At 60.3% G+C, this 19,682-nt stretch carries 13 protein-coding genes and 1 tRNA gene; 8 read left to right on the top strand and 6 right to left on the bottom strand.

Translation table 11 applies throughout. The features are described from left to right. Positions 1-13 precede the first annotated feature (13 nt). Genes gltB through pyk form a run of 3 tightly spaced genes read left to right on the top strand, consistent with a single transcriptional unit; the run spans position 14 to position 7,510 of the window. The gene (gene gltB, locus AC2YB9_RS11090) at positions 14-4,543 is read left to right on the top strand and encodes a glutamate synthase large subunit (protein ID WP_487265405.1); all 4,530 of its coding nucleotides are present in this window, start codon (positions 14-16) and stop codon (positions 4,541-4,543) included. Continuing rightward, positions 4,536-6,002 carry a glutamate synthase subunit beta gene (locus AC2YB9_RS11085; protein ID WP_487265404.1) on the top strand — a complete coding sequence of 489 codons (1,467 nt, stop codon included), beginning with the start codon at positions 4,536-4,538 and terminating at the stop codon, positions 6,000-6,002. The genes gltB and AC2YB9_RS11085 overlap by 8 nt, the downstream gene beginning before the upstream one ends. A gap of 41 nt (positions 6,003-6,043) precedes the next feature. After that, complete coding sequence (gene pyk, locus AC2YB9_RS11080; protein ID WP_487265403.1) at positions 6,044-7,510, top strand: pyruvate kinase; 1,467 nt, start codon at positions 6,044-6,046, stop codon at positions 7,508-7,510. A gap of 145 nt (positions 7,511-7,655) precedes the next feature. On the opposite strand, the gene AC2YB9_RS11075 is transcribed toward pyk, so the two are convergent. After that, positions 7,656-7,738: transfer RNA gene (locus AC2YB9_RS11075), tRNA-Leu, on the bottom strand. Positions 7,739-7,822: 84 nt separating this feature from the next. On the opposite strand from AC2YB9_RS11075, the gene AC2YB9_RS11070 reads away from it, so the two are divergent. From AC2YB9_RS11070 to AC2YB9_RS11060, 3 genes are all read left to right on the top strand, one after another. Then, complete coding sequence (locus AC2YB9_RS11070) at positions 7,823-8,452, top strand: ANTAR domain-containing response regulator (RefSeq protein ID WP_487265402.1); 630 nt, start codon at positions 7,823-7,825, stop codon at positions 8,450-8,452. A 175-nt stretch (positions 8,453-8,627) separates the two neighbouring features. Then, positions 8,628-9,944 (top strand): ABC transporter substrate-binding protein, encoded by a 1,317-nt coding sequence (locus tag AC2YB9_RS11065; protein ID WP_487265401.1) that lies wholly within the window; start codon positions 8,628-8,630, stop codon positions 9,942-9,944. 301 nt (positions 9,945-10,245) lie between these two features. Next, positions 10,246-11,223 carry a hypothetical protein gene (locus AC2YB9_RS11060; protein ID WP_487265400.1) on the top strand — a complete coding sequence of 326 codons (978 nt, stop codon included), beginning with the start codon at positions 10,246-10,248 and terminating at the stop codon, positions 11,221-11,223. A 94-nt stretch (positions 11,224-11,317) separates the two neighbouring features. Here the strand turns inward: AC2YB9_RS11060 and AC2YB9_RS11055 are convergent, their stop codons facing one another. The 5 genes from AC2YB9_RS11055 to AC2YB9_RS11035 form a co-directional block, all read right to left on the bottom strand. After that, positions 11,318-12,148, bottom strand: a complete 831-nt coding sequence (locus AC2YB9_RS11055; protein ID WP_487265399.1) for an ABC transporter ATP-binding protein — start codon at positions 12,146-12,148, stop codon at positions 11,318-11,320. Next, positions 12,145-12,960 carry an ABC transporter ATP-binding protein gene (locus tag AC2YB9_RS11050; protein WP_487265398.1) on the bottom strand — a complete coding sequence of 272 codons (816 nt, stop codon included), beginning with the start codon at positions 12,958-12,960 and terminating at the stop codon, positions 12,145-12,147. Before AC2YB9_RS11050 ends, AC2YB9_RS11055 begins: the two co-directional genes overlap by 4 nt. Next, on the bottom strand, positions 12,950-13,921 hold the full coding sequence (locus AC2YB9_RS11045) for a branched-chain amino acid ABC transporter permease (protein WP_487265397.1): 972 nt from the start codon (positions 13,919-13,921) through the stop codon (positions 12,950-12,952). Before AC2YB9_RS11045 ends, AC2YB9_RS11050 begins: the two co-directional genes overlap by 11 nt. A gap of 13 nt (positions 13,922-13,934) precedes the next feature. Further along, positions 13,935-15,218, bottom strand: coding sequence for an ABC transporter permease subunit (locus AC2YB9_RS11040; RefSeq protein ID WP_487265396.1), 1,284 nt, complete (start codon positions 15,216-15,218; stop codon positions 13,935-13,937). 162 nt (positions 15,219-15,380) lie between these two features. Further along, complete coding sequence (locus AC2YB9_RS11035; protein WP_487265395.1) at positions 15,381-16,136, bottom strand: DUF554 domain-containing protein; 756 nt, start codon at positions 16,134-16,136, stop codon at positions 15,381-15,383. Between the two features lie 138 nt (positions 16,137-16,274). Between AC2YB9_RS11035 and AC2YB9_RS11030 the strand changes: the two genes are divergently transcribed. Next, positions 16,275-16,901 (top strand): N-acetyltransferase family protein, encoded by a 627-nt coding sequence (locus AC2YB9_RS11030; RefSeq protein WP_487265394.1) that lies wholly within the window; start codon positions 16,275-16,277, stop codon positions 16,899-16,901. A 92-nt stretch (positions 16,902-16,993) separates the two neighbouring features. Beyond that, entirely contained in the window at positions 16,994-19,657 is a 2,664-nt protein-coding gene (gene polA / locus AC2YB9_RS11025) for a DNA polymerase I (protein WP_487265393.1), read from the top strand. Positions 19,658-19,682 lie beyond the last annotated feature (25 nt).

Below are 19,682 nucleotides of genomic sequence, written 5' to 3'. Positions count from 1 at the left end.
ACAAGGGGCCCTAGTGACCACATTTCCCCCAGCACAAGGTCTATACGATCCGCGCAATGAGCATGATGCTTGTGGCGTTGCTTTCGTTGCCACTCTGAGCGGCGAGCCCAGCCACGACATCGTCGCGAAAGGCCTCACCGCACTGCGCAATCTCGATCACCGAGGCGCGGTTGGCGCCGAACCTGATTCGGGCGACGGCGCTGGCATCTTGCTGCAGATTCCCGATGGCTTCCTGCGCGCGGTGGTCGGTTTCGACTTGCCGCTTGCTGGTGCGTATGCCGTCGGCACTGCCTTCCTGCCGCAGGACGCCGCCGAGGCAGCCGCTGCACGAGCCCAGATCGAACAGCTCGCTGAGGAAGAGAATCTCCGCGTGCTCGGCTGGCGTGAGGTTCCAATTGATTCGTCGCGGCTGGGCGCCACTGCGCGGTCCACGATGCCGTCGTTTAGCCAGTTATTCGTTGAAGGTGCGCGTGGCCGGGTCATGGGCATCGCGCTCGATCGACTTGCTTTCTGCCTGCGTAAGCGTGCTGAGCATGAGGCAGCCGTCTATTTCCCAACACTGTCGGCGCGCACACTTTGCTACAAGGGAATGTTGACCACCGACCAACTCGAGATTTTCTTTCCTGATTTGGTCGATGAACGAATGCTGTCGGCCATGGCGATCGTCCACAGCCGGTTCTCAACCAACACGTTCCCGAGCTGGCCGCTGGCGCATCCATTCCGTTTCATCGCCCACAACGGTGAGATCAACACCGCGCGCGGCAACCGTAACTGGATGCGGGCGCGCGAGGCGCTGCTCGACAGCAACGTCATTCCCGGCGAACTCAAACGGCTCTTCCCGATCGTCGATCCCGCGGGCAGCGACTCTGCATCCTTCGATGAAGTGCTCGAATTACTGCATCTCGGCGGCCGGTCACTTCCGCAGTCGATCATGATGATGATCCCGGAGGCATGGGAGAACAATCACGACATGGACGCCAAACAGCGTGCGTTCTATGAGTTTCATTCCTCGATCATGGAGCCGTGGGACGGCCCCGCCTGTGTCGTCTTCACCGACGGCACACAACTCGGCGCGGTGCTTGATCGCAACGGTCTGCGCCCGGGCCGCTATTTGATCACCGAGGATGGTCTCGTCGTGCTCGCTTCGGAGGCCGGTGTCCTTGATATCGACCAGTCGACAATCACCCGGAAGGGCCGCCTGGAGCCGGGCAAAATGTTCCTCATCGACCTCGACGAGCATCGCATCATCGAGGACGAAGAGATCAAAAATGATCTTGCGTCGGCACAGCCATACGATGAATGGCTCTACTCGGGGCTGATCCGATTCGAGGACCTACCCGACCTGGAGCACATCGTCCACACGCACGCCTCGGTGTCTCGGCGCCAACAGGTTTTTGGCTACACCGAGGAAGAACTGCGCATCCTGATCGCGCCCATGGCGACCAATGGCCTTGAGCCGATCGGGTCAATGGGCACCGACACACCAATTGCCGCGATTGCGGAGCGCCCACGTCTACTGTTCGACTACTTCACGCAATTGTTCGCTCAGGTAACCAACCCACCGCTGGACGCGATCCGCGAGGAGCTTGTCACCTCGCTTGCCGGCACGATCGGGCCTGAGCGCAATTTGCTCGATCCGACCGCGGCTTCCTGCCGCATGCTGCAGTTGCCGTTCCCGGTCATCACGAATGATGAGCTCGCCAAGATCCGGCACATGAACCGGGACGGCGACCTGCCCGGCTTCGCGATCTACGTCATACGTGGTCTGTATGAGGTCAATGGCGGGGGAGCGGCGCTCGAAGCCAAGTTGACTGAGATCTGCGCAGAGGTGTCGATGGCAATTGCTGACGGCGCACGCATCATCGTGCTATCTGACCGGCACTCCAATGTCGAACTTGCACCGATCCCGTCGCTGTTGCTGACCAGCGCGGTTCACCACCATCTCGTCCGCGAAAAGGAACGCACTCAGGCCGGTCTCATCGTCGAGGCCGGAGATGTCCGCGAGGTGCACCACGCAGCACTCCTGATCGGCTACGGTGCGACTGCGGTCAACCCCTATCTGGCCATGGAAACGGCAGAGGACCTCGCCCGCGATCAGGTTCAGATCACCGGCGTCAAACCTGAGCAAGCGGTCCGGAACCTGGTCTATTCGCTCGGCAAAGGCGTGCTCAAAGTGATGAGCAAGATGGGAGTGTCGACGGTCGCTTCCTACACTGGTGCGCAGATCTTCGAGGCGATCGGTCTGTCGCATGCGGTCGTAGACAAATATTTCACCGGCACGGCATCACAAATCGATGGCATCACGCTGGACACGATCGCGCAGGAAGTGCGCAGCCGGCACGATCTGGCCTATCCAACCAGCGGCATTTCGGCCCCGCACCGGCAACTCAGCAGCGGTGGCGAATATCAATGGCGTCGTGACGGCGCAGAGCATCTTTTCGACCCCGAGACAGTGTTCCGGCTGCAGCACTCGACGCGTACCGGTCGCTACGACATCTTCAAGCAATACACCCAACGCATCGACGATCAGGCCGAACGGTTGATGACGTTGCGCGGAATGTTCGAGTTCGTGCAGAACGGCCGTATGCCGATCAACATCAGCGAAGTCGAGCCGGTCAGTGAGATCGTCAAACGGTTCTCAACCGGTGCGATGTCATACGGCTCGATCAGCCAGGAAGCGCACGAAACGCTCGCGATCGCGATGAATCGGTTGGGGGCAAAATCCAACACCGGCGAGGGCGGCGAGGATGCCGATCGCCTGTATGACCCAGAACGTCGCTCCGCGATCAAGCAGGTCGCCTCGGGACGATTCGGTGTGACGAGTGAATATCTGACAAATGCCGATGACATCCAAATCAAGATGGCGCAGGGTGCGAAACCCGGCGAGGGCGGCCAGCTGCCCGGCCCGAAGGTTTATCCGTGGATCGGCAAGACCCGTCATTCGACGCCCGGAGTCGGTCTCATTTCGCCGCCGCCGCACCATGACATCTACTCGATCGAGGATCTCAAGCAACTTATCCACGATCTCAAAAACGCCAATCCGAGTGCCCGTGTGCACGTTAAATTGGTGGCGGAAGTCGGGGTCGGCACGGTTGCCGCCGGGGTCTCGAAGGCGCACGCGGATGTTGTACTGATCTCCGGGCACGACGGCGGTACAGGCGCGGCGCCATTGACGTCGCTCAAGCATGCCGGCGGTCCGTGGGAGCTCGGCCTCGCCGAGACCCAGCAGACGCTATTGCTCAACGGACTGCGTAACCGGATCGTGGTTCAAGCCGATGGCCAGCTGAAGACCGGTCGGGACGTGATTGTTGCGGCCCTGCTGGGCGCCGAGGAATTCGGTTTTGCCACCGCGCCATTGGTTGTCAGTGGCTGTGTGATGATGCGGGTCTGCCACCTCGACACCTGCCCGGTCGGCATCGCGACGCAGAACAAAGCACTCCGCGCGACGTTCTCCGGCAAGCCCGAGTTCGTCGTCAACTTCTTCCAGTTCATCGCCGAGGAAGTCCGCGAACATCTGGCCCGGCTCGGCTTTCGTACGATCGCTGAGGCGGTCGGTCACGTCGAAGCACTCGACGTGCGCAAGGCGGTCAACCATTGGAAGGCTGATGGTCTTGACTTGTCGCCGATCCTGTTCCGACCCGAGTTACCTGAGGGCGCTTCGTTGCTTAATACGACGACGCAGGATCACGGGCTGGATCGGGCCCTCGACAATCAGCTGATCGCCTTGAGCGCCGATGCGCTCGAGCGTGGTGAGCAGGTTCGGGCACAACTACCGATCCGTAACGTCAACCGCACGGTCGGCACGATGCTCGGTCACGAAGTCACTAAGCGTTATCGCGGTGCGGGCCTGCCCGAGAACACGATTGACCTCACCTTCACGGGGGCGGCCGGCCAGTCCTTCGGCGCCTTCCTGCCCAAGGGGATCACCTTGCGACTAGAAGGAGAGGGCAATGACTACGTTGCCAAGGGGCTCTCCGGCGGCAGGATCATCGTGCGTCCGCCGCGCGACGCCCAGTTCACCGCTGAAGCGCAGATTATTGCTGGCAACGTCATCGGCTATGGCGCTACTAGCGGTGAGATTTTCATCCGCGGTCGGGTCGGCGAACGCTTCTGCGTGCGCAATTCGGGCGCTTCGGCCGTCGTCGAAGGGGTCGGTGACCACGCGCTGGAATACATGACGGGTGGCGTCGCCGTGATCCTTGGCAGCACCGGCCGCAATATCGCCGCCGGCATGAGTGGCGGTGTTGCCTATCTGCTCAATCTCGATGAGTTGCGGGTCAACACCGCGATGGTCGAATTGACCCCGGTGGGGGAGGAAGCGGCCGAACGGTTGCGGGTTCTAGTCCAACGACACGTCGAGGAGACCGGTTCAGCCATCGCGGAACAGTTGCTGGGCGATTGGCCTGCTGCGGTTGGCAGATTCACCCAGGTCATGCCGCGCAACTACCGGCTCGTGCTCGAAGCACAGGCGGCGGCTGAGACGGCCGGAATGTCCGAAGAAGATACGACAGCGTCAATGATGGAGGTGGCTGCACGTGGCTGATCCCAGAGGTTTCATCAAACACCCGCGCGAGGAAGCACCCCACCGCCCGGTCGAGGAGCGCATCCACGACTGGAACGAGGTTTATCCCGGCGGGATCGGTAAGGCACTATTGCCGATCATCACCGATCAGGCCAGCCGTTGTATGGATTGTGGCGTGCCGTTCTGCCACAGTGGCTGCCCGTTGGGCAACCTCATCCCCGAGTGGAACGATCTCGTCTATCGCGACGATTGGGACAACGCGATGGACCGGTTGCACGCGACCAACAACTTCCCCGAGTTCACCGGGCGGTTGTGCCCGGCACCGTGTGAAACCGCGTGCGTCGTTGCGGTCAACCGTGATGCCGTCACGATCAAAAATGTCGAAGTATCGATCATCGAAAAAGCTTGGGAGCGCAACAACGTACGCCCCGAACCGCCGGAATGGTTGACCGGCAAGACCGTCGCCGTCGTGGGGTCCGGCCCAGCCGGCCTCGCCGCGGCCCAGCAGTTGACTCGCGCTGGCCATACCGTCGCGGTCTACGAACGCGACGATAAAGCTGGCGGGTTGCTGCGTTATGGCATCCCGGAGTTCAAGATGGAAAAGATCCATGTGGATCGCCGCATCGATCAGATGGAGCGTGAGGGCACGGTGTTCCGTACCGGGGTGCAGGTCGGCGACACGCTGACCGGCTCGCAATTGCGGGATCGCTATGACGCCGTCATCCTGGCCATCGGCTCGACGATTCGTCGAGAGCTTCCGGTGCCGGGACGCGAGTTCGACGGCGTACACCAGGCGATGGAGTTCCTGCCCCAAGCCAATCGTGTCGCGCTGGGGGAGACGGTCGAAAATCAGATCGTTGCCACCGGCAAGGACGTGGTGATCATCGGCGGCGGCGATACCGGATCGGACTGCTTGGGGACCGCAACGCGTCAGGGCGCCCGTACGATCACCCAGCTGGAGATCTTGCCGCATCCGGGGACCGACCGGCCAGAATCGCAGCCTTGGCCGACCTATCCGATGACCTTCCGCGTCTCTTCGGCACATGAGGAGGCCGGTGAGCGGGTCTACTCGGTCTCGACCAAGGAGTTCCTCGGGGACGCTTTGGGAACTGTCCGTGCCCTTCATCTCGTCGAGGTTGAGTTCACCGGCGGCAAGTTCATCGAGGTGCCTGGAACTGATCACGAGATCCCCGCGCAACTCGTGCTGTTCGCGATGGGATTCACCGGTCCGCAGCAGGAGGGACTTATCGAACAACTCGGTGTTGGCCTTGATGCGCGCGGCAATGTTGCCCGTGACAAGAACTTTATGACGAGTGTCGATGGCGTGTTCGTTGCCGGTGATGCTGGCCGCGGTCAGTCGCTGATCGTATGGGCGATTGCCGAGGGACGTTCGGCCGCGTCGGGCGTCGATGCGTGGTTGTCAGGAGAGCGAAATTTGCCGGCTCCGATCGAGCCAACAACCCGTTCGATGATGGTGTGATGGGGTTCGGCGCGGAAGCAGCGAGGGGCTAGGGTAGAGGCGTGCGAAGAGCGAAGATTGTCTGTACCCTCGGCCCGGCAACTGACACGTACGAACGGATTTTGGCGCTCGCTGAGGCGGGTATGGATGTGGCGCGACTCAATATGAGCCACGGCACGATCGCCGACCACGAACAGGTCTATGCCCACGTGCGCAAAGCGACCGATTCGGTCGGCAAAGCGATCGCAATAATTGCGGACCTGCAAGGCCCCAAGATCCGGCTTGGCACGTTCGCCGACGGCCCGGTGTGGTTGGTTAAGGGCGCGACGTTCACGATCACGATCGACGACGTTTTGGGCACTGTGGAGCGAAGTTCGACCACTTACAAAGGATTGCCCGGCGATGTGAGTCTCGGTGACGAGATTTTGATTGATGATGGCCGGATCCGGTTGCGTGCCACCGCCGTCAGCGCGACCGACGTCACAACAACGGTCGAAATTGGTGGCGCCGCCAGCAATCACAAGGGCATCAATCTTCCCGGTGTTGAGGTCAACGTTCCGGCGATGAGCGAGAAGGACATTTCCGATTTGCGTTGGGCGCTGAGGCAGGGCGTCGACTTCATCGCGCTGTCGTTCGTGCGGTCGGGCAAGGATGCCGATGACGTCCGCAAGATCATGGACGAAGAAGATATCCGGCGCCCAATCATCGCCAAGATTGAGAAGCCACAGGCGGTCGATAATCTCGATGAGATCATGGACGCCTTCGATGCTTTCATGGTGGCCCGTGGCGATCTCGGCGTGGAACTGCCGCTCGAGGACGTCCCGATCGTGCAGAAGTTGATCGTCCAGAAGGCCCGTCGCAACGCCAAGCCGGTCATCGTGGCAACACAGATGCTTGAGTCGATGATCAGTTCGCCGCGGCCGACACGAGCCGAAGCATCTGACGTTGCCAATGCTGTCCTCGATGGCGCCGACGCCGTGATGTTGTCCGGCGAGACGAGCGTCGGTGAATATCCGATCGTCACGGTCCAGACGATGGCGCGGATCATCCAGTCGACCGAGGAACATGGATTGCCGCTGATGGCGGCATTCACCTGGCGCCCCCACACCAAACGAGGCGTCATCTGCCGGGCTGCGGCCGATGTAGCCGAAGCCGTCGACGCGCGATATCTGGTTGCCTTCACGACGACCGGCGACTCGGCGCGACGAATGACCCGCTACCGCTCACGGGTTCCAGTGATCGCTTTTACCCCCGATCCGCTCGTCCGTTCGCAACTCGCGCTCAGCTGGGGGATCGAGACGTTCGAGGTGCCGTATGTCAAGCACACTGATGACATGGTCAAGCAGGTTGACAAGGCGCTATTAGAGATCGGTCGCTGCTCTGAAGGACAACAGGTCGTCATCGTCGCTGGGAGCCCGCCGGGAATCCCCGGTTCGACAAACGCGCTGCGGATCCACAACATGGGCGACGCAATCAACCGCAAGGCGCCTGCCTACGGTGATCTTGTTCCTGAGCCCCGCAAGGTCTGAGTTGGGGGTGAGTAGCAGGTTGCGTGCCGCTTGTGGTCCCGCGAACTTGTATCTCACCAGCCGGCAAGCCGGCACCGCCAACACTTGCGTCGGCACCGAACGCAAAATGTCCCAAGCGTCAGCTTGAGACATGCATGCGTTTCGGTGCCGGGTGTGGGAGTCGAACCCACACGCCCTTTCGGACAATGGTGTTTGAGACCATCGCGTCTACCATTCCGCCAACCCGGCCAGGTTGCCGCACGAAGCGGCTGGTGAGCCACTTTCCAGTCGGCCAAACCAAGCCGGAAATTTGCTGCCGGATAACCTTCTCACGTGAATGTCTTGAACGACGCATCGGGCCCTGGCACGTCGGCACTACGTGTACTCATCGCGGAGGACGAAGCGCTAATCCGCCTCGATCTGGCCGAAATGTTGGCCGAAGAGGGGTATGAGGTCGTGGCGCAGGCTGCGAACGGCGAACAGGCCGTGGCCCTGGCCCTTGAGCATCGGCCCGATCTCGTCGTCATGGACGTCAAAATGCCAAAGCTCGACGGCATTGCTGCAGCTGGCCAGATCGCGGCGGCGCGCATCGCGCCGGTGGTTATGCTGACGGCGTTCAGCCAGCGTGAGCTTGTCGAACGAGCTCGTGATGCTGGCGCGATGGCCTACCTGGTCAAACCATTCTCGAAGTCTGATCTGGTCCCGGCGATCGAAATGGCGCGCAGCCGCTTCGAAGAGATCCAGCAACTCGCGGCCGAGGTTTCGGACCTTAACGAGCAATTGGCGATTCGCAAACTTGTCGAGCGGGCCAAATCCATACTTCAAGAAGCTTTGGCGATCAGCGAGCCCGATGCATTCCGGTGGATTCAGAAAACAGCGATGGATTTGCGTCTCTCGATGCGGCATGTTGCTGAAAGCGTCATTGCGAACGGGCCCGAAATTGGTCAAAAACGCTCCGAATGAGCCGATCATGGTTACAAAACGGATACAAACACGATTACCCGTCGAAACTCCACCGCGATGACACCTCGGGCGACTAGGTTTCAGTCACAAGGCTTCGTGATCGCAGTCACAGAGCCCGAACCGATCGCCGAACATACCGTTCACGATCTTCGGACCAAATAAATGCGGAGGATATATGAAACGCCCTTCCAAACTGGCAACTGTAGCCGCTGTTGCCGCTGCGAGTGCGCTTGTGCTCGCCGCATGCGGTGGCGGTTCCGGTTCCGGCGACAAGAAGGCAGCCAGCGATAGTTCAGCGCTGAACATGCCGGTCTACTTCGTCGACGGCAACACTGCCGACTACAGCAAGAGCTTCGATCCGGGCACGCTTGAAGGCGTCAAGGCTACCTATCCAGGCGCCAAGCTCGGCGACGACTTCAAGAAGCGCATGCTTGAGGTTGACCCGTCACTCAAGAACTACACCTACGGCCCTGAATCATATGACGCGGTCATTGTGTCTGCGCTCGCTGCCGAGATCGCCAAGAGCGATAACTCCAAGGCAATCGCCAAGGAAATGCAGAACGCTTCGGCAGACGGCACCAAGTGCACGACATTTGCTGATTGCCTCAAGCTGATCAAGGCCGGCACCGACATCGACTATGACGGTGTCAGCGGACCGATCAACTTCAACGGCACCGGCAGCCCGTCGGCGGCCACGATTGGTATTTTCAAGTACGGCAAGGACAACAACTACAAGCCGGTCGATTACGTGACCGGTGAAGTGACCTCCGGCGGCGATCCTGTTGCCGGTCAGGAAATCGAGGGCACTCCGCCCAAGGGCGACGGAAACCTCATCATTGGCTCGCTGCTTCCGCAGACGGGTGACCTTGCGTTCCTCGGCCCTCCGGAGATCGCTGGCGTTGACCTTGCTGTCAAGGAAATGAATGCTGATGGCGGCGTACTCGGCAATCCCGTTAAGCATGTGAAGGCTGATTCCGGTGACGGAACTCCCAACATTGCTCCGGGTGAAACTGACAAGTTGCTCAAAGCAAAGGCAGACGTCGTTCTGGGTGCTGCATCGTCGAGCGTTTCGCTTTCGGTGATCGATAAGATCGTCAACGCTGGCGTTATGCAGATCTCCCCGGCGAACACGTCGACAGCATTCGACACCTACAAGGATCAGGGCCTGTTCTTCCGTACAGCGCCCTCTGACATCCTTCAGGGCCGAGTCATGGCGGACCTCGTGGCGAAAGATGGCGGCAAAAACATCGCTATCCTCGCTCGCCAGGAATCCTATGGTGAAGCGCTGGCTAACAACATTGAGAAGTTCTTCACCGAAGCTGGCGGCAAGGTTGCGGTCAAGAAGTTCTACGCACCGGATGCGGCCAACTTCACGGCCGAGGTTGCGGCTGTCAAGGACTCCAAGCCCGACGCAGTTGTTGTTGTCTCGTTCGATGAGACCAAGAAGATCATTCCTGAAATGGTCAAGGTAGGCATTGGCCCGCACAAATAAAGGCTGACATCTAGCAAATCAAGCAAGGGGTCCGGACCACTTCGGTGGGCCGGGCCCCTTCTTCATGCCCACGCACCTGGGCCAGCACCCCGCCGAGTGGCACGCACCTGGCCCAGCCCCCCGCCGAGTGGCACGTACCTGGGCTCAAATCAGCGAGATGAGCCCAGGTACATGCCACTCGACGAAGTTCGGTAAGGGAAACTCGGCGAGATGAGTCCAATGGGGCTGTGGACGGTCGGGGTTGTCCACAAGTTGCGAATTGGGGGTCGTGGCGGGCGCTGTGCTCGGTCACGGTGGGAGGATGCATCGACCAGTCGACCCACCAGATCATCCCATCGTTTTCGGCACCGAGGCCCAATTCGGCCTCACCCCGGACCAACTTAATGGACCCGGCTGGACTAGGCCGTGCCGCCAGCTGTACCTGCCGCCGGGCTACGCGACTGACCTGCACAGCTCGTGCTCCGCTTATCAGCACGTCCTGACTGCAGATGGGGTTTTCACCCATCTGACCGCCGCGGCCCTGCGTGGTTGGTGGCTTCCGTATGCCGTGAGCGACATCCCGCTCATCGTGAGCAACCCCGCTGACTCGAACCATTTGGTGCGGCAGGGCGTCTACCAGCGCAGATGTCAGCTCAAATCAACCGACCGAGATGAAGTTGACGGGCTTCGCTTGACCGCACCATGTCGGACCATCATCGAATGTGCCGAAGACCTGTGCTTTCTCGACCTGACCGTGCTCATCGACAGTGCGCTTCATTCCGGCGCCACGACCATGCCAGAGCTCGAGCGTGCGGTCATACCTCGCCGGCGCGGTGTTCGGATGTTGCGTCGAGCAATTCTCGCGGCCGATCCGAACAGCGAATCACCGTGGGAGACGATCCTGCGTTTGTTACACGAACTATCCGGCATACCGGTCGTCTCCCAGTACTTGCTCAACGACGATCACGGACGGTTCATTGCGCGGGGTGATCTGCGGATTGTGGGGACCAACCGGCTCGCTGAATATGACGGCGCCGGACACCGGGAGCGTGTCCAACATCAAGATGACCTTCGACGGGAAAAGGACGTTGCGCGGATCAGGTGGGAGCGTTACGGATATACCGCAAGCGAGATTTGCCGACAACCCGAGATGATCATCCATGATGCCGAAGTCGCCAAGGGGCTGACGCACAATCGGGCCCGGTTGAAGCTCTGGCGCGAAGAGTTCGACAAGTCGGCCCTGTCGGGCGCGGGCACAGCCGCGCTCTTTCGCCGGCTGCGCCGATTCACCTCGGCCTAAACCCCATCGAGTGGCACGTACCTGGGCTCAAATCAGCGAAATGAGCCCAGGTACGTGCCACTCGACGAACCGAGGACAGACTTGGGCGAACTGGTTAGCGCTTCTTGGCCAGGGTGCCCAGATAGAGCTGGATGACCTTGGGGTCGTTCATGAGGTCACGACCGGGCGCGGTGTATGCGTTGCGGCCCTGATCGAGGACATAGCCCCGATCACAGATCTGCAGGCAGCGCCGGGCGTTCTGCTCGACCATGATGACGCTGACGCCGGTACGGTTGATCGCACGCGTTTGTACGAATACCTCGTCCTGGAGTTGCGGTGACAAGCCGGCGGACGGCTCATCGAGTAGGAGTACCGACGGGTTCATCATGAGCGCACGGCCCATCGCGACCATCTGACGCTCACCACCGGACAACGAACCGGCCCGTTGGTGCTTGCGATCCATCAGCGCAGGGAAGAGGTTGCCGACGAACGTGAACCGCTCGTCGAACAGCTTCGGGGCCTGATAGCAGCCCATCTGCAGATTCTCTTCGATCGTGAGACTCGGGAACACGTTCTCGGTCTGCGGAACGAATCCGATGCCTTTCGAGACCAACGCATCGGCACGCTGATTGGTGATCTCCTCATTGCGCAGCTGCACCGATCCGGTGCTGATGGTGACCAGCCCGAAGAGCGCCTTGAGCAGGGTCGACTTGCCAGCACCGTTGGGACCGATGATGCCAACGAGTTCGCCCTCCTGGCAGTAGAGGTCGGTTCCGTTGAGGATGTCGACCCCCGGCAGATAACCGGCGATAAGGTTATCGGCTCGCAGGATCGCACCCTCAGCACAGCGCAGGTGCTCCGCGCGTCCTTCTTCGACCTCGGGGAGTCCCTCGACGTGTGCGACCGTCCGCCCGTCGTCGGGACCGGGGATTTCTTCGACTGTCATGAATTCTCCAGATCAGCGCGTTCGTCGGTGATGTCCATGTCATGGTGTTCGCCCAGATAGGCATCGATGACTCGGGAGTCGCCCATGACATCGTCGGCAGTGCCCTGCGCAATGATCTTGCCTTGGGCCATAACGATCACATGATCGGAGATATCGCGCACCATGTCCATGTCATGCTCGACGAAAAGCACGGTCATGCCCTCTTCGCGCAGTGACTTGACGTGACCGAGAAGTGATTGTTTCAGCGCCGGGTTAACGCCGGCCATCGGCTCATCAAGCATGACGAGTTCGGGATTGACCATGAGCGCCCGCGCCATTTCGAGCAGTTTGCGCTGACCACCTGACAGTGAGCCGGCGAAATCATTTTCTTTGGTGTCGAGCTTGAACCGCTTGAGGAGGTCACGAGCGCGCTCGGTGATTTCGTCCTCCTGTCCCTTCCACAGCCGTTTGAATGGTGCGGTCAGGAAATGCTCGCCCTTCTGGTGGGTGGCGCCCAAGCGCATATTCTCCAGCACCGTGAGCTTCGAGAGCACCTTGGTCAGCTGGAAGGTACGCACCATGCCGAGTTGCGCGACCTTGTGGGCGGGAGTCTTGGCGATCTTCTTGCCGTTGAAGGTCCAATCGCCCGAGTCGGGCTCGTCGAATCCGGTCAACAGGTTGAAGAACGTCGTCTTGCCGGCGCCGTTGGGACCAATCAGGGCGGTGATCTTGCCCCGGGGGACCTCAACATGGTCGACGTCGACGGCGGTCAGACCGCCAAATGTGCGGGTGACGTTATCGGCCACCAGGATTGCATCGTTGTCAGCGGGCATCGAGCGCAATCTCCTTTCGGTCTCCGAAGACCCCTTGTGGGCGGTAGATCATGAGTGCCATCAGTACGATACCGACGATCATGAACCGGACCGAACCGATTTGATTGTCCGTCATCAGCCAGGTTGGCATGATCGGATCGTCGCCGTTGGTCAGCTTCGTAAGAATTCCGCCAATGAGCGACAGCAGCGACCAGAAGACGACCGCGCCGAAGATCGGACCGAATACCCGGGCCGCACCACCGAGGATCAACATTGTGTAGACGATGAAGGTCAGGTCGAGGTTGAAGTTGTCCGGTTGGATCGAGTTTTGCCCCCAGGCAAGCACGAAGCCACCGAGAGATGCGACGACGCCGCCGAGGACAAGCGCCTGCATCTTGTAGGAGTAGACGTTCTTGCCGAGGCTTCGTACTGCGTCCTCATCCTCACGGATTGCCTTCATGACACGGCCCCATGGGGAACGCATCAACAGCCAGACAAACGCACTGACGAGGATGACCATGATCCAACCGACCGTCATAACCCATAGATCGCCGGGTCGGAAGCCGAGGAATGAGCTGGTGTACGGATTGGCCGAACGGAACGCCGCGGTGAATCCGGAGACGCCGTCGCGACCGTGGAATTGGTCCTTGTGGGCCGCGCCGACATACAGGCGTACGACCTCGCTGGCAGCGATTGTCGCAATGGCCAGATAGTCAGCCCGCAACCGCAGCGTCGGAACGCCGAGGACGAGCGCAAGCAGCCCTGATCCGACGAGCCCCATCGCGACCGCTGCGAAGAACGGCACATTGAACGATGCAACTGCAACGCCGAAGGTGTAGGCGCCGACAGCCAGGAATGCCGCTTGGCCGAAGTTGAGCAACCCCGCGTACCCAAACTGAATATTAAGACCGATTGCGGCGAGGCAGAAGTAGACTGCCGAAACCGAAATACCGGCCTGTAAAGCACTTGTGATGACGTCCATGATGTCCTCCCGCCTATCCGATTCGTTGTTTTCGGCCGAAGAGGCCTTGAGGTCTGACCAGCAGGACCAAGATCAGCAGGAACAGCGCCGAAGCGATCTTGAGTTCGGACGGTATGACGAGCGTTGACATCTCAATCAGTAGGCCGACCAGCAGGCTGCCAATGATCGCCCCTGGAATCGAGCCGAGGCCGCCAACGGTGATCGCGGCAAACATGACCAACAGGATCTGGGCGCCGAGGTCAAACTTCACCGATTGGCTGAAGCCAAGCAGGATGCCGCAGGTGCCGGCCAGCAGAGTGCCGATGGTCCAGACCACGGTGATGACCCGGTCGACGTTGATGCCGGTCGATGCGGACAGGTCCGGATTATCGGCGATTGCGCGGGTGGCGCGGCCGACTCGGGTGCGCTGCAGTCCGACGATGACGGTGGTAAGCATTGCGATTGCGACTGCCATCAAAACCAGATCGCGAATCGAATAGGTGACTGGGCCGAGGTCGATCCCTCGGGGCGTCGTGTATTCGCCGTAGTTGAGCGTGCGACCACCGGTGAAGAACTGGAAGACGTTGCGCAGCAGGAACTGCAGGCCAATCGACACAATCATCAGGGCGATGACGCCTGTCCCGCGATGCCGCAACTTTCGCCAGAAGAGCGTGTCTTGGACGAATCCGAAGCCCGCCGACAGGACCATGGCGATCACCGCCGCGATCCAAATGTTGATGCCCAGCGTCACGTTAAACGTGTAGGCCACGATCGCACCGAAGGTGACGAGTTCGCCGTGCGCGAAGTTGGAGAGTCCGGTCGTTCCGTAGATCATCGACAGACCCAGCGAACCGAGCGACAAAATGATGCCGAAATACAGGCCGTTGTAGACGATCTGGGGTACTCGGTCGATCCAGGTAGTGGCTTGGACCCCGTTATTGCCGATATCGAAAATCGGGGTGAATTGGCCCCGGCCAGCGTCCAATTCCAAGGTCAGCTCGGTCCGGGCACCTTCGTCCATTTTGACGCCCTTGGGGAAGGTTCCGGTGTCCAACGCAATAGTTGTCTTCCCCACCGCGGGGACTTCGAGGTTGTAACTTCCTTCGGCATCAGTGACGACTGACAAGGTCTGACCGTCGCCGGTCGTGACATTGATGGTCACCCCGGGCACTGGGGCCCGGTCGTTCGATGCGTCGACGAGTTTTCCGCTGATCACAGTGACGGGGGTTGCGTCATCTGCAGTGGCGGGGCTTGCGCCGATCAGAACAAATAACGCTCCGATGAGAAGTGCGAAAATTGCTGCGTGTCGCAGTCGCACATTCAACTCCTGTCACCTATAGGTATGTCTGACTGAATGTTGTCTGCCGAGGATCATAGCGACCTCACGGTGTCAGATGCGTCACATCGGGGTCGATAACGGATTTTCATATGTTGCAGTTCGGCAACGTTTCCAAAACGGCACACTATCGAAGATAAGTGGTCAGCGCAGAACGACAACAAGTTGCGTCGCTAAGGGCGCCAAGACCAGTGCGGGTAGCAAATCGCCAACCGCCATGTTCTTCACGTTGAGCAGTCGTAGTGCGACGCCAATGAGGATCAACCCGCCCGTTGCGGTGAGGACCATCAGGTGCGCTTCCGGCAGGAACGAGCCGAGGACGACTCCGACCAGAGTCAGCCCGCCCTGGACTATGCCGACTGACAGTGCCGATGCCATGACGCCGATGCCGAGTGAAGCGGCGAAGGCTAGGGACGCGAATCCGTCGAGCGCAGACTTGAGCAACAGTTGGTCGGGGCCGTTGCCGATGCCTTCATTGATCGATCCCAGGATCGTCAGCGGGCCGATGCAGAATACGAGTGAACTGGTGACGAAGCCCTCGATGAAGCGATCCTTGTGCTCGGTAGCCGCGCCATGGCTCCCGCGGGCAAGTCGGCCCTGCAACCAACCGCCGAATGATTCGAGCCGATCTTCGATCCGTAGCCACGATCCGAGGATGCCGCCCAAAGCCAAGGAACCGAGCACGAGCAGCACTGGCGCGCTGTTGCCGACGGCAGCGGCGACAGCCGGCTTGGCGATCTCCATGGCGGCCTGAGCGGCGATGAGCAACGTCACGAGGCCGAGTGCATCGGTGACCAGAGCACGGGTACGAAGACTAAGTTTGTGCCCGATCAGGAGACCAAAAGCTGAGCCGATGAGCACTGTCGCGATATTCGTGACGGTGCCGATTCCGATGAACATGGAACTGGACTCCCGACTGGTTGGCGACGCTTCGACTCCTCGGCGTAGTCTGGCACCTCAGCCGATGTTGTGGATCTGGGGACTCCCGCATATTTCCCGCTGAACAGTCAGCACAGAGTTTTCAGGAATGGATGAGCCATGTCGTCTCGATCGTCGATCACGATTCGTATGGCGGACCGCGAGGATGCGGCTGCGCTGATCGTACTCTGGCGTGAATGTGCCACGACGTCGCGCGATCAGGGCGTAGACACGCTCGCCGCGAGCGCATTGTGGCAAGAGCCCGGTGTTGCCGAGGCCGCCGCGGCCCTCGAGCTCAATATCGCCAATCCTGAACGCCGCATCTACCTTGCATTGATGGAAGGCGAGGTCGTGGGCGCGGCGATGTGTGGGCTAATCACCACGACACCGATCAATCTCACCCGCGTGTTGGTGGTCACGGATCTGCAGGTCATGCCGAATTGTCGGCGCCGATCTGTCGCGTCGACCTTGCTATCGGCAGCAGCCAAATATGGTGACGAAGCGAACTGCGAAGTGGTTGCTGCCATTTCGCCGGCTCATTCGCGAGAGCCGAACAGGTTCCTGACCAAACTCGGCTTCAGTCAGGTGTCGACCGTACGAGCAATTCAGGCCAGCAAATTGCAGGCCAAGTTCTCCACCAAGGCCACCAAATCGCGTGACACCGGCAAATTGATCGCAGTACGCCGCACATTGCGTCGCCGGCAACTCGATTCGTACCGTTCGGACCTCCAAGACCTGACCGAATAGGCCCTGACCGAATAGGCCCGGTCCGGCCCTATGCGGTGCCGGGCGCTCCGGGGGTGGATTTCTCGTCGGCAGTTGCGACTAGAGTCGTGGGCGTGGATCGACTTCTTCTTATTGACGGACATTCGGTTGCCTATCGCGCATTTTTCGCGCTGCCGGTGGAAAATTTCGCCACGACGACAGGGCAGCCGACCAATGCGGTCTTTGGTTTCACCTCGATGCTCATCAACGTCCTGCGTGATGAACAGCCCACCCACGTCGCGGTAGCTTTCGACGTTTCCCGGCACTCGTTTCGTACCGACGAATACCCTGAATACAAGGGAACGCGCGCCAAGTCGCCCGAGGAATTCAAGGGTCAGATTCCGCTGATCAAAGAGGTCCTTGGCGCGATGCACATCACGACGTTTGAGAAAGACGGCTTCGAGGCCGACGACATCCTTGCCACGTTGTCGACGCAAGCCGATGCCGCGGGCATGCAGGTGTTGATCTGTTCGGGTGATCGTGATGCCTTCCAGCTTGTCAACGACAATGTGACTGTCCTTTATCCGCGCAAGGGCATGTCTGATCTTGCGCGTATGACACCGCAGGCTGTGCAGGAGAAATACGGCGTCATGCCGGAAATGTATCCCGACATTGCGGCGATGGTGGGCGAGGCGAGTGACAATCTGCCCGGCGTCCCAGGGGTCGGACCGAAGACCGCGGCCAAATGGTTAGGCCAATTCGGCTCGCTTGAGGAGATCATCAACCGGGTTGATGAAATCCCCGGCAAAGCCGGCCAGTCGATGCGCGATCACCTAGACAATGTTGTGCGCAACCGGCACATTAATGCTCTGATTCGTGACTTGGAGTTGCCGACCGGCCCAGCCGATCTGGCAATGCCCGAGCTCGACCGCGAAGCGGTGCACCAGGTTTTTGACAGCCTCGAGTTCCAAGCGTTGCGGGAGCGTCTGTTTGGCGTGTTCGGCGAGGAAAGCATCAGCACCGACAGCGGCTTCAGTATCGACGGCACCACCATCAGTTCCGGTGGTGTACGCAACTGGCTCGATACCCACACCGTCCGTGATGTCACCACTGGCGTGCAGGTCTCAGGTGATTGGGGCGGCGGCACTGGCCGGCTCGACACAATCGCCTTGGCGGTCGAGTCGGGCGCGGCCGCCTACATCAAGATCGAATCGCTGTCGCCCGATGATGATGCTGCGCTGGCTGGCTGGCTCGCCGATCCCGATCGGTCGAAGACGCTGCATGACGCCAAGGGTCCGCTGCATGCGATAGCTGCGCAGGGCTGGCAACTGCATGGGCTCAGCAGTGACACGGCTTTGCTGGCCTACCTGCTCCGGCCCGATCAGCGCGCCTATGATCTGGCTGATCTCACGATGCGTTATCTCAAGCGGGAGCTTCGCGACGAGGACGACAGCGCACAGGGGCAACTCGCGCTGGACGGCGTGGCCGAGGACTCCGAACCGCAGATGCTCCGAGCGCGTGCCGTGCTCGACCTCAGCAGCGTGCTGGGCGCCGAACTCGCCGAGCAGGACGGCACGAGCCTGCTGACTGAGCTCGAATTGCCGCTGCTGGACGTTCTGTTCGAGATGGAACGAGTCGGGATCGCAGTTGACGATGACTTCTTGGCTGAGCTTGAATCCGAGTTTTCGGCCCGAGTGCAGAATGCCGCGGCCGAGGCGTTCAAGGTGATTGGCAAGGAGATCAATCTCGGTTCACCCAAGCAGTTGCAGGTCGTGCTGTTCGATGAGCTCAACATGCCCAAGACCAAGAAGACCAAGACCGGCTACACGACCGACGCCGATGCGTTGCAGTGGTTGTTCGCCCAGACCGAGAACGCTTTCTTGGCGCATCTGCTCGACCATCGCGATGTCATCCGGCTGCGGCAGACGATCGAGGGGTTGCGCAAGACGATCGCGTCCGATGGCCGCATCCACACGACATACGCCCAGACGATCGCAGCCACTGGCCGGCTGAGTTCCAATAATCCCAATCTGCAGAATATTCCGATCCGCACCGAGTCAGGGCGTCGGATCCGTGGCGCCTTCGTGGTGGGCTCGGGTTATGAAACGCTCCTGACCGCGGACTACAGCCAGATCGAGATGCGCATCATGGCGCACCTGTCTGAGGATGCCGACCTGATTCAGGCCTTCGGCTCGGGCACGGATTTTCATACGCGGATCGCGAGCAAGGTTTTCGGCGTCGAGCCCGATGAGGTTCATGGTGAGTTGCGTAGCCGGATCAAGGCAATGAATTACGGCCTTGCCTACGGCTTGTCCTCCTACGGTCTTGGTCAACAACTGGGCATCAGCCCGGGCGAGGCACAAGTGTTGATGGATGATTATTTTGCGATCTTCGGGGGAGTGCGCGACTATCTCCATGGCGTCGTTGAAGAAGCGCGCAAAACCGGCTATACCGCGACGATCATGGGCCGCCGGCGTTATCTGCCCGATCTCAATAGCGACAACCGGCAACGCCGCGACATGGCCGAACGAATGGCACTCAACGCACCGATCCAGGGTTCGGCGGCCGACATCATCAAGGTCGCGATGCTCGGCGTCGATCGCGCGCTCCGGTCCGAAGGTCTGACCTCACGCATGCTGCTTCAGGTCCACGACGAACTCCTCCTGGAAGTCGCCGCCGGTGAACTTGAAACGGTGGAGGTACTCGTACGACGCGAGATGGCCGCGGCTGCGGATCTTTCCGTTCCGCTCGACGTCTCGGTCGGCATCGGCACCTCCTGGCAGGCCGCCGGTCACTAACCGCTCCGTTGAGCGGAGCGACCGA

The sequence above is a fragment of the Aeromicrobium changchenzhani genome (assembly GCF_057586615.1).
This window is presented reverse-complemented; position numbering and strand designations above follow the sequence as displayed.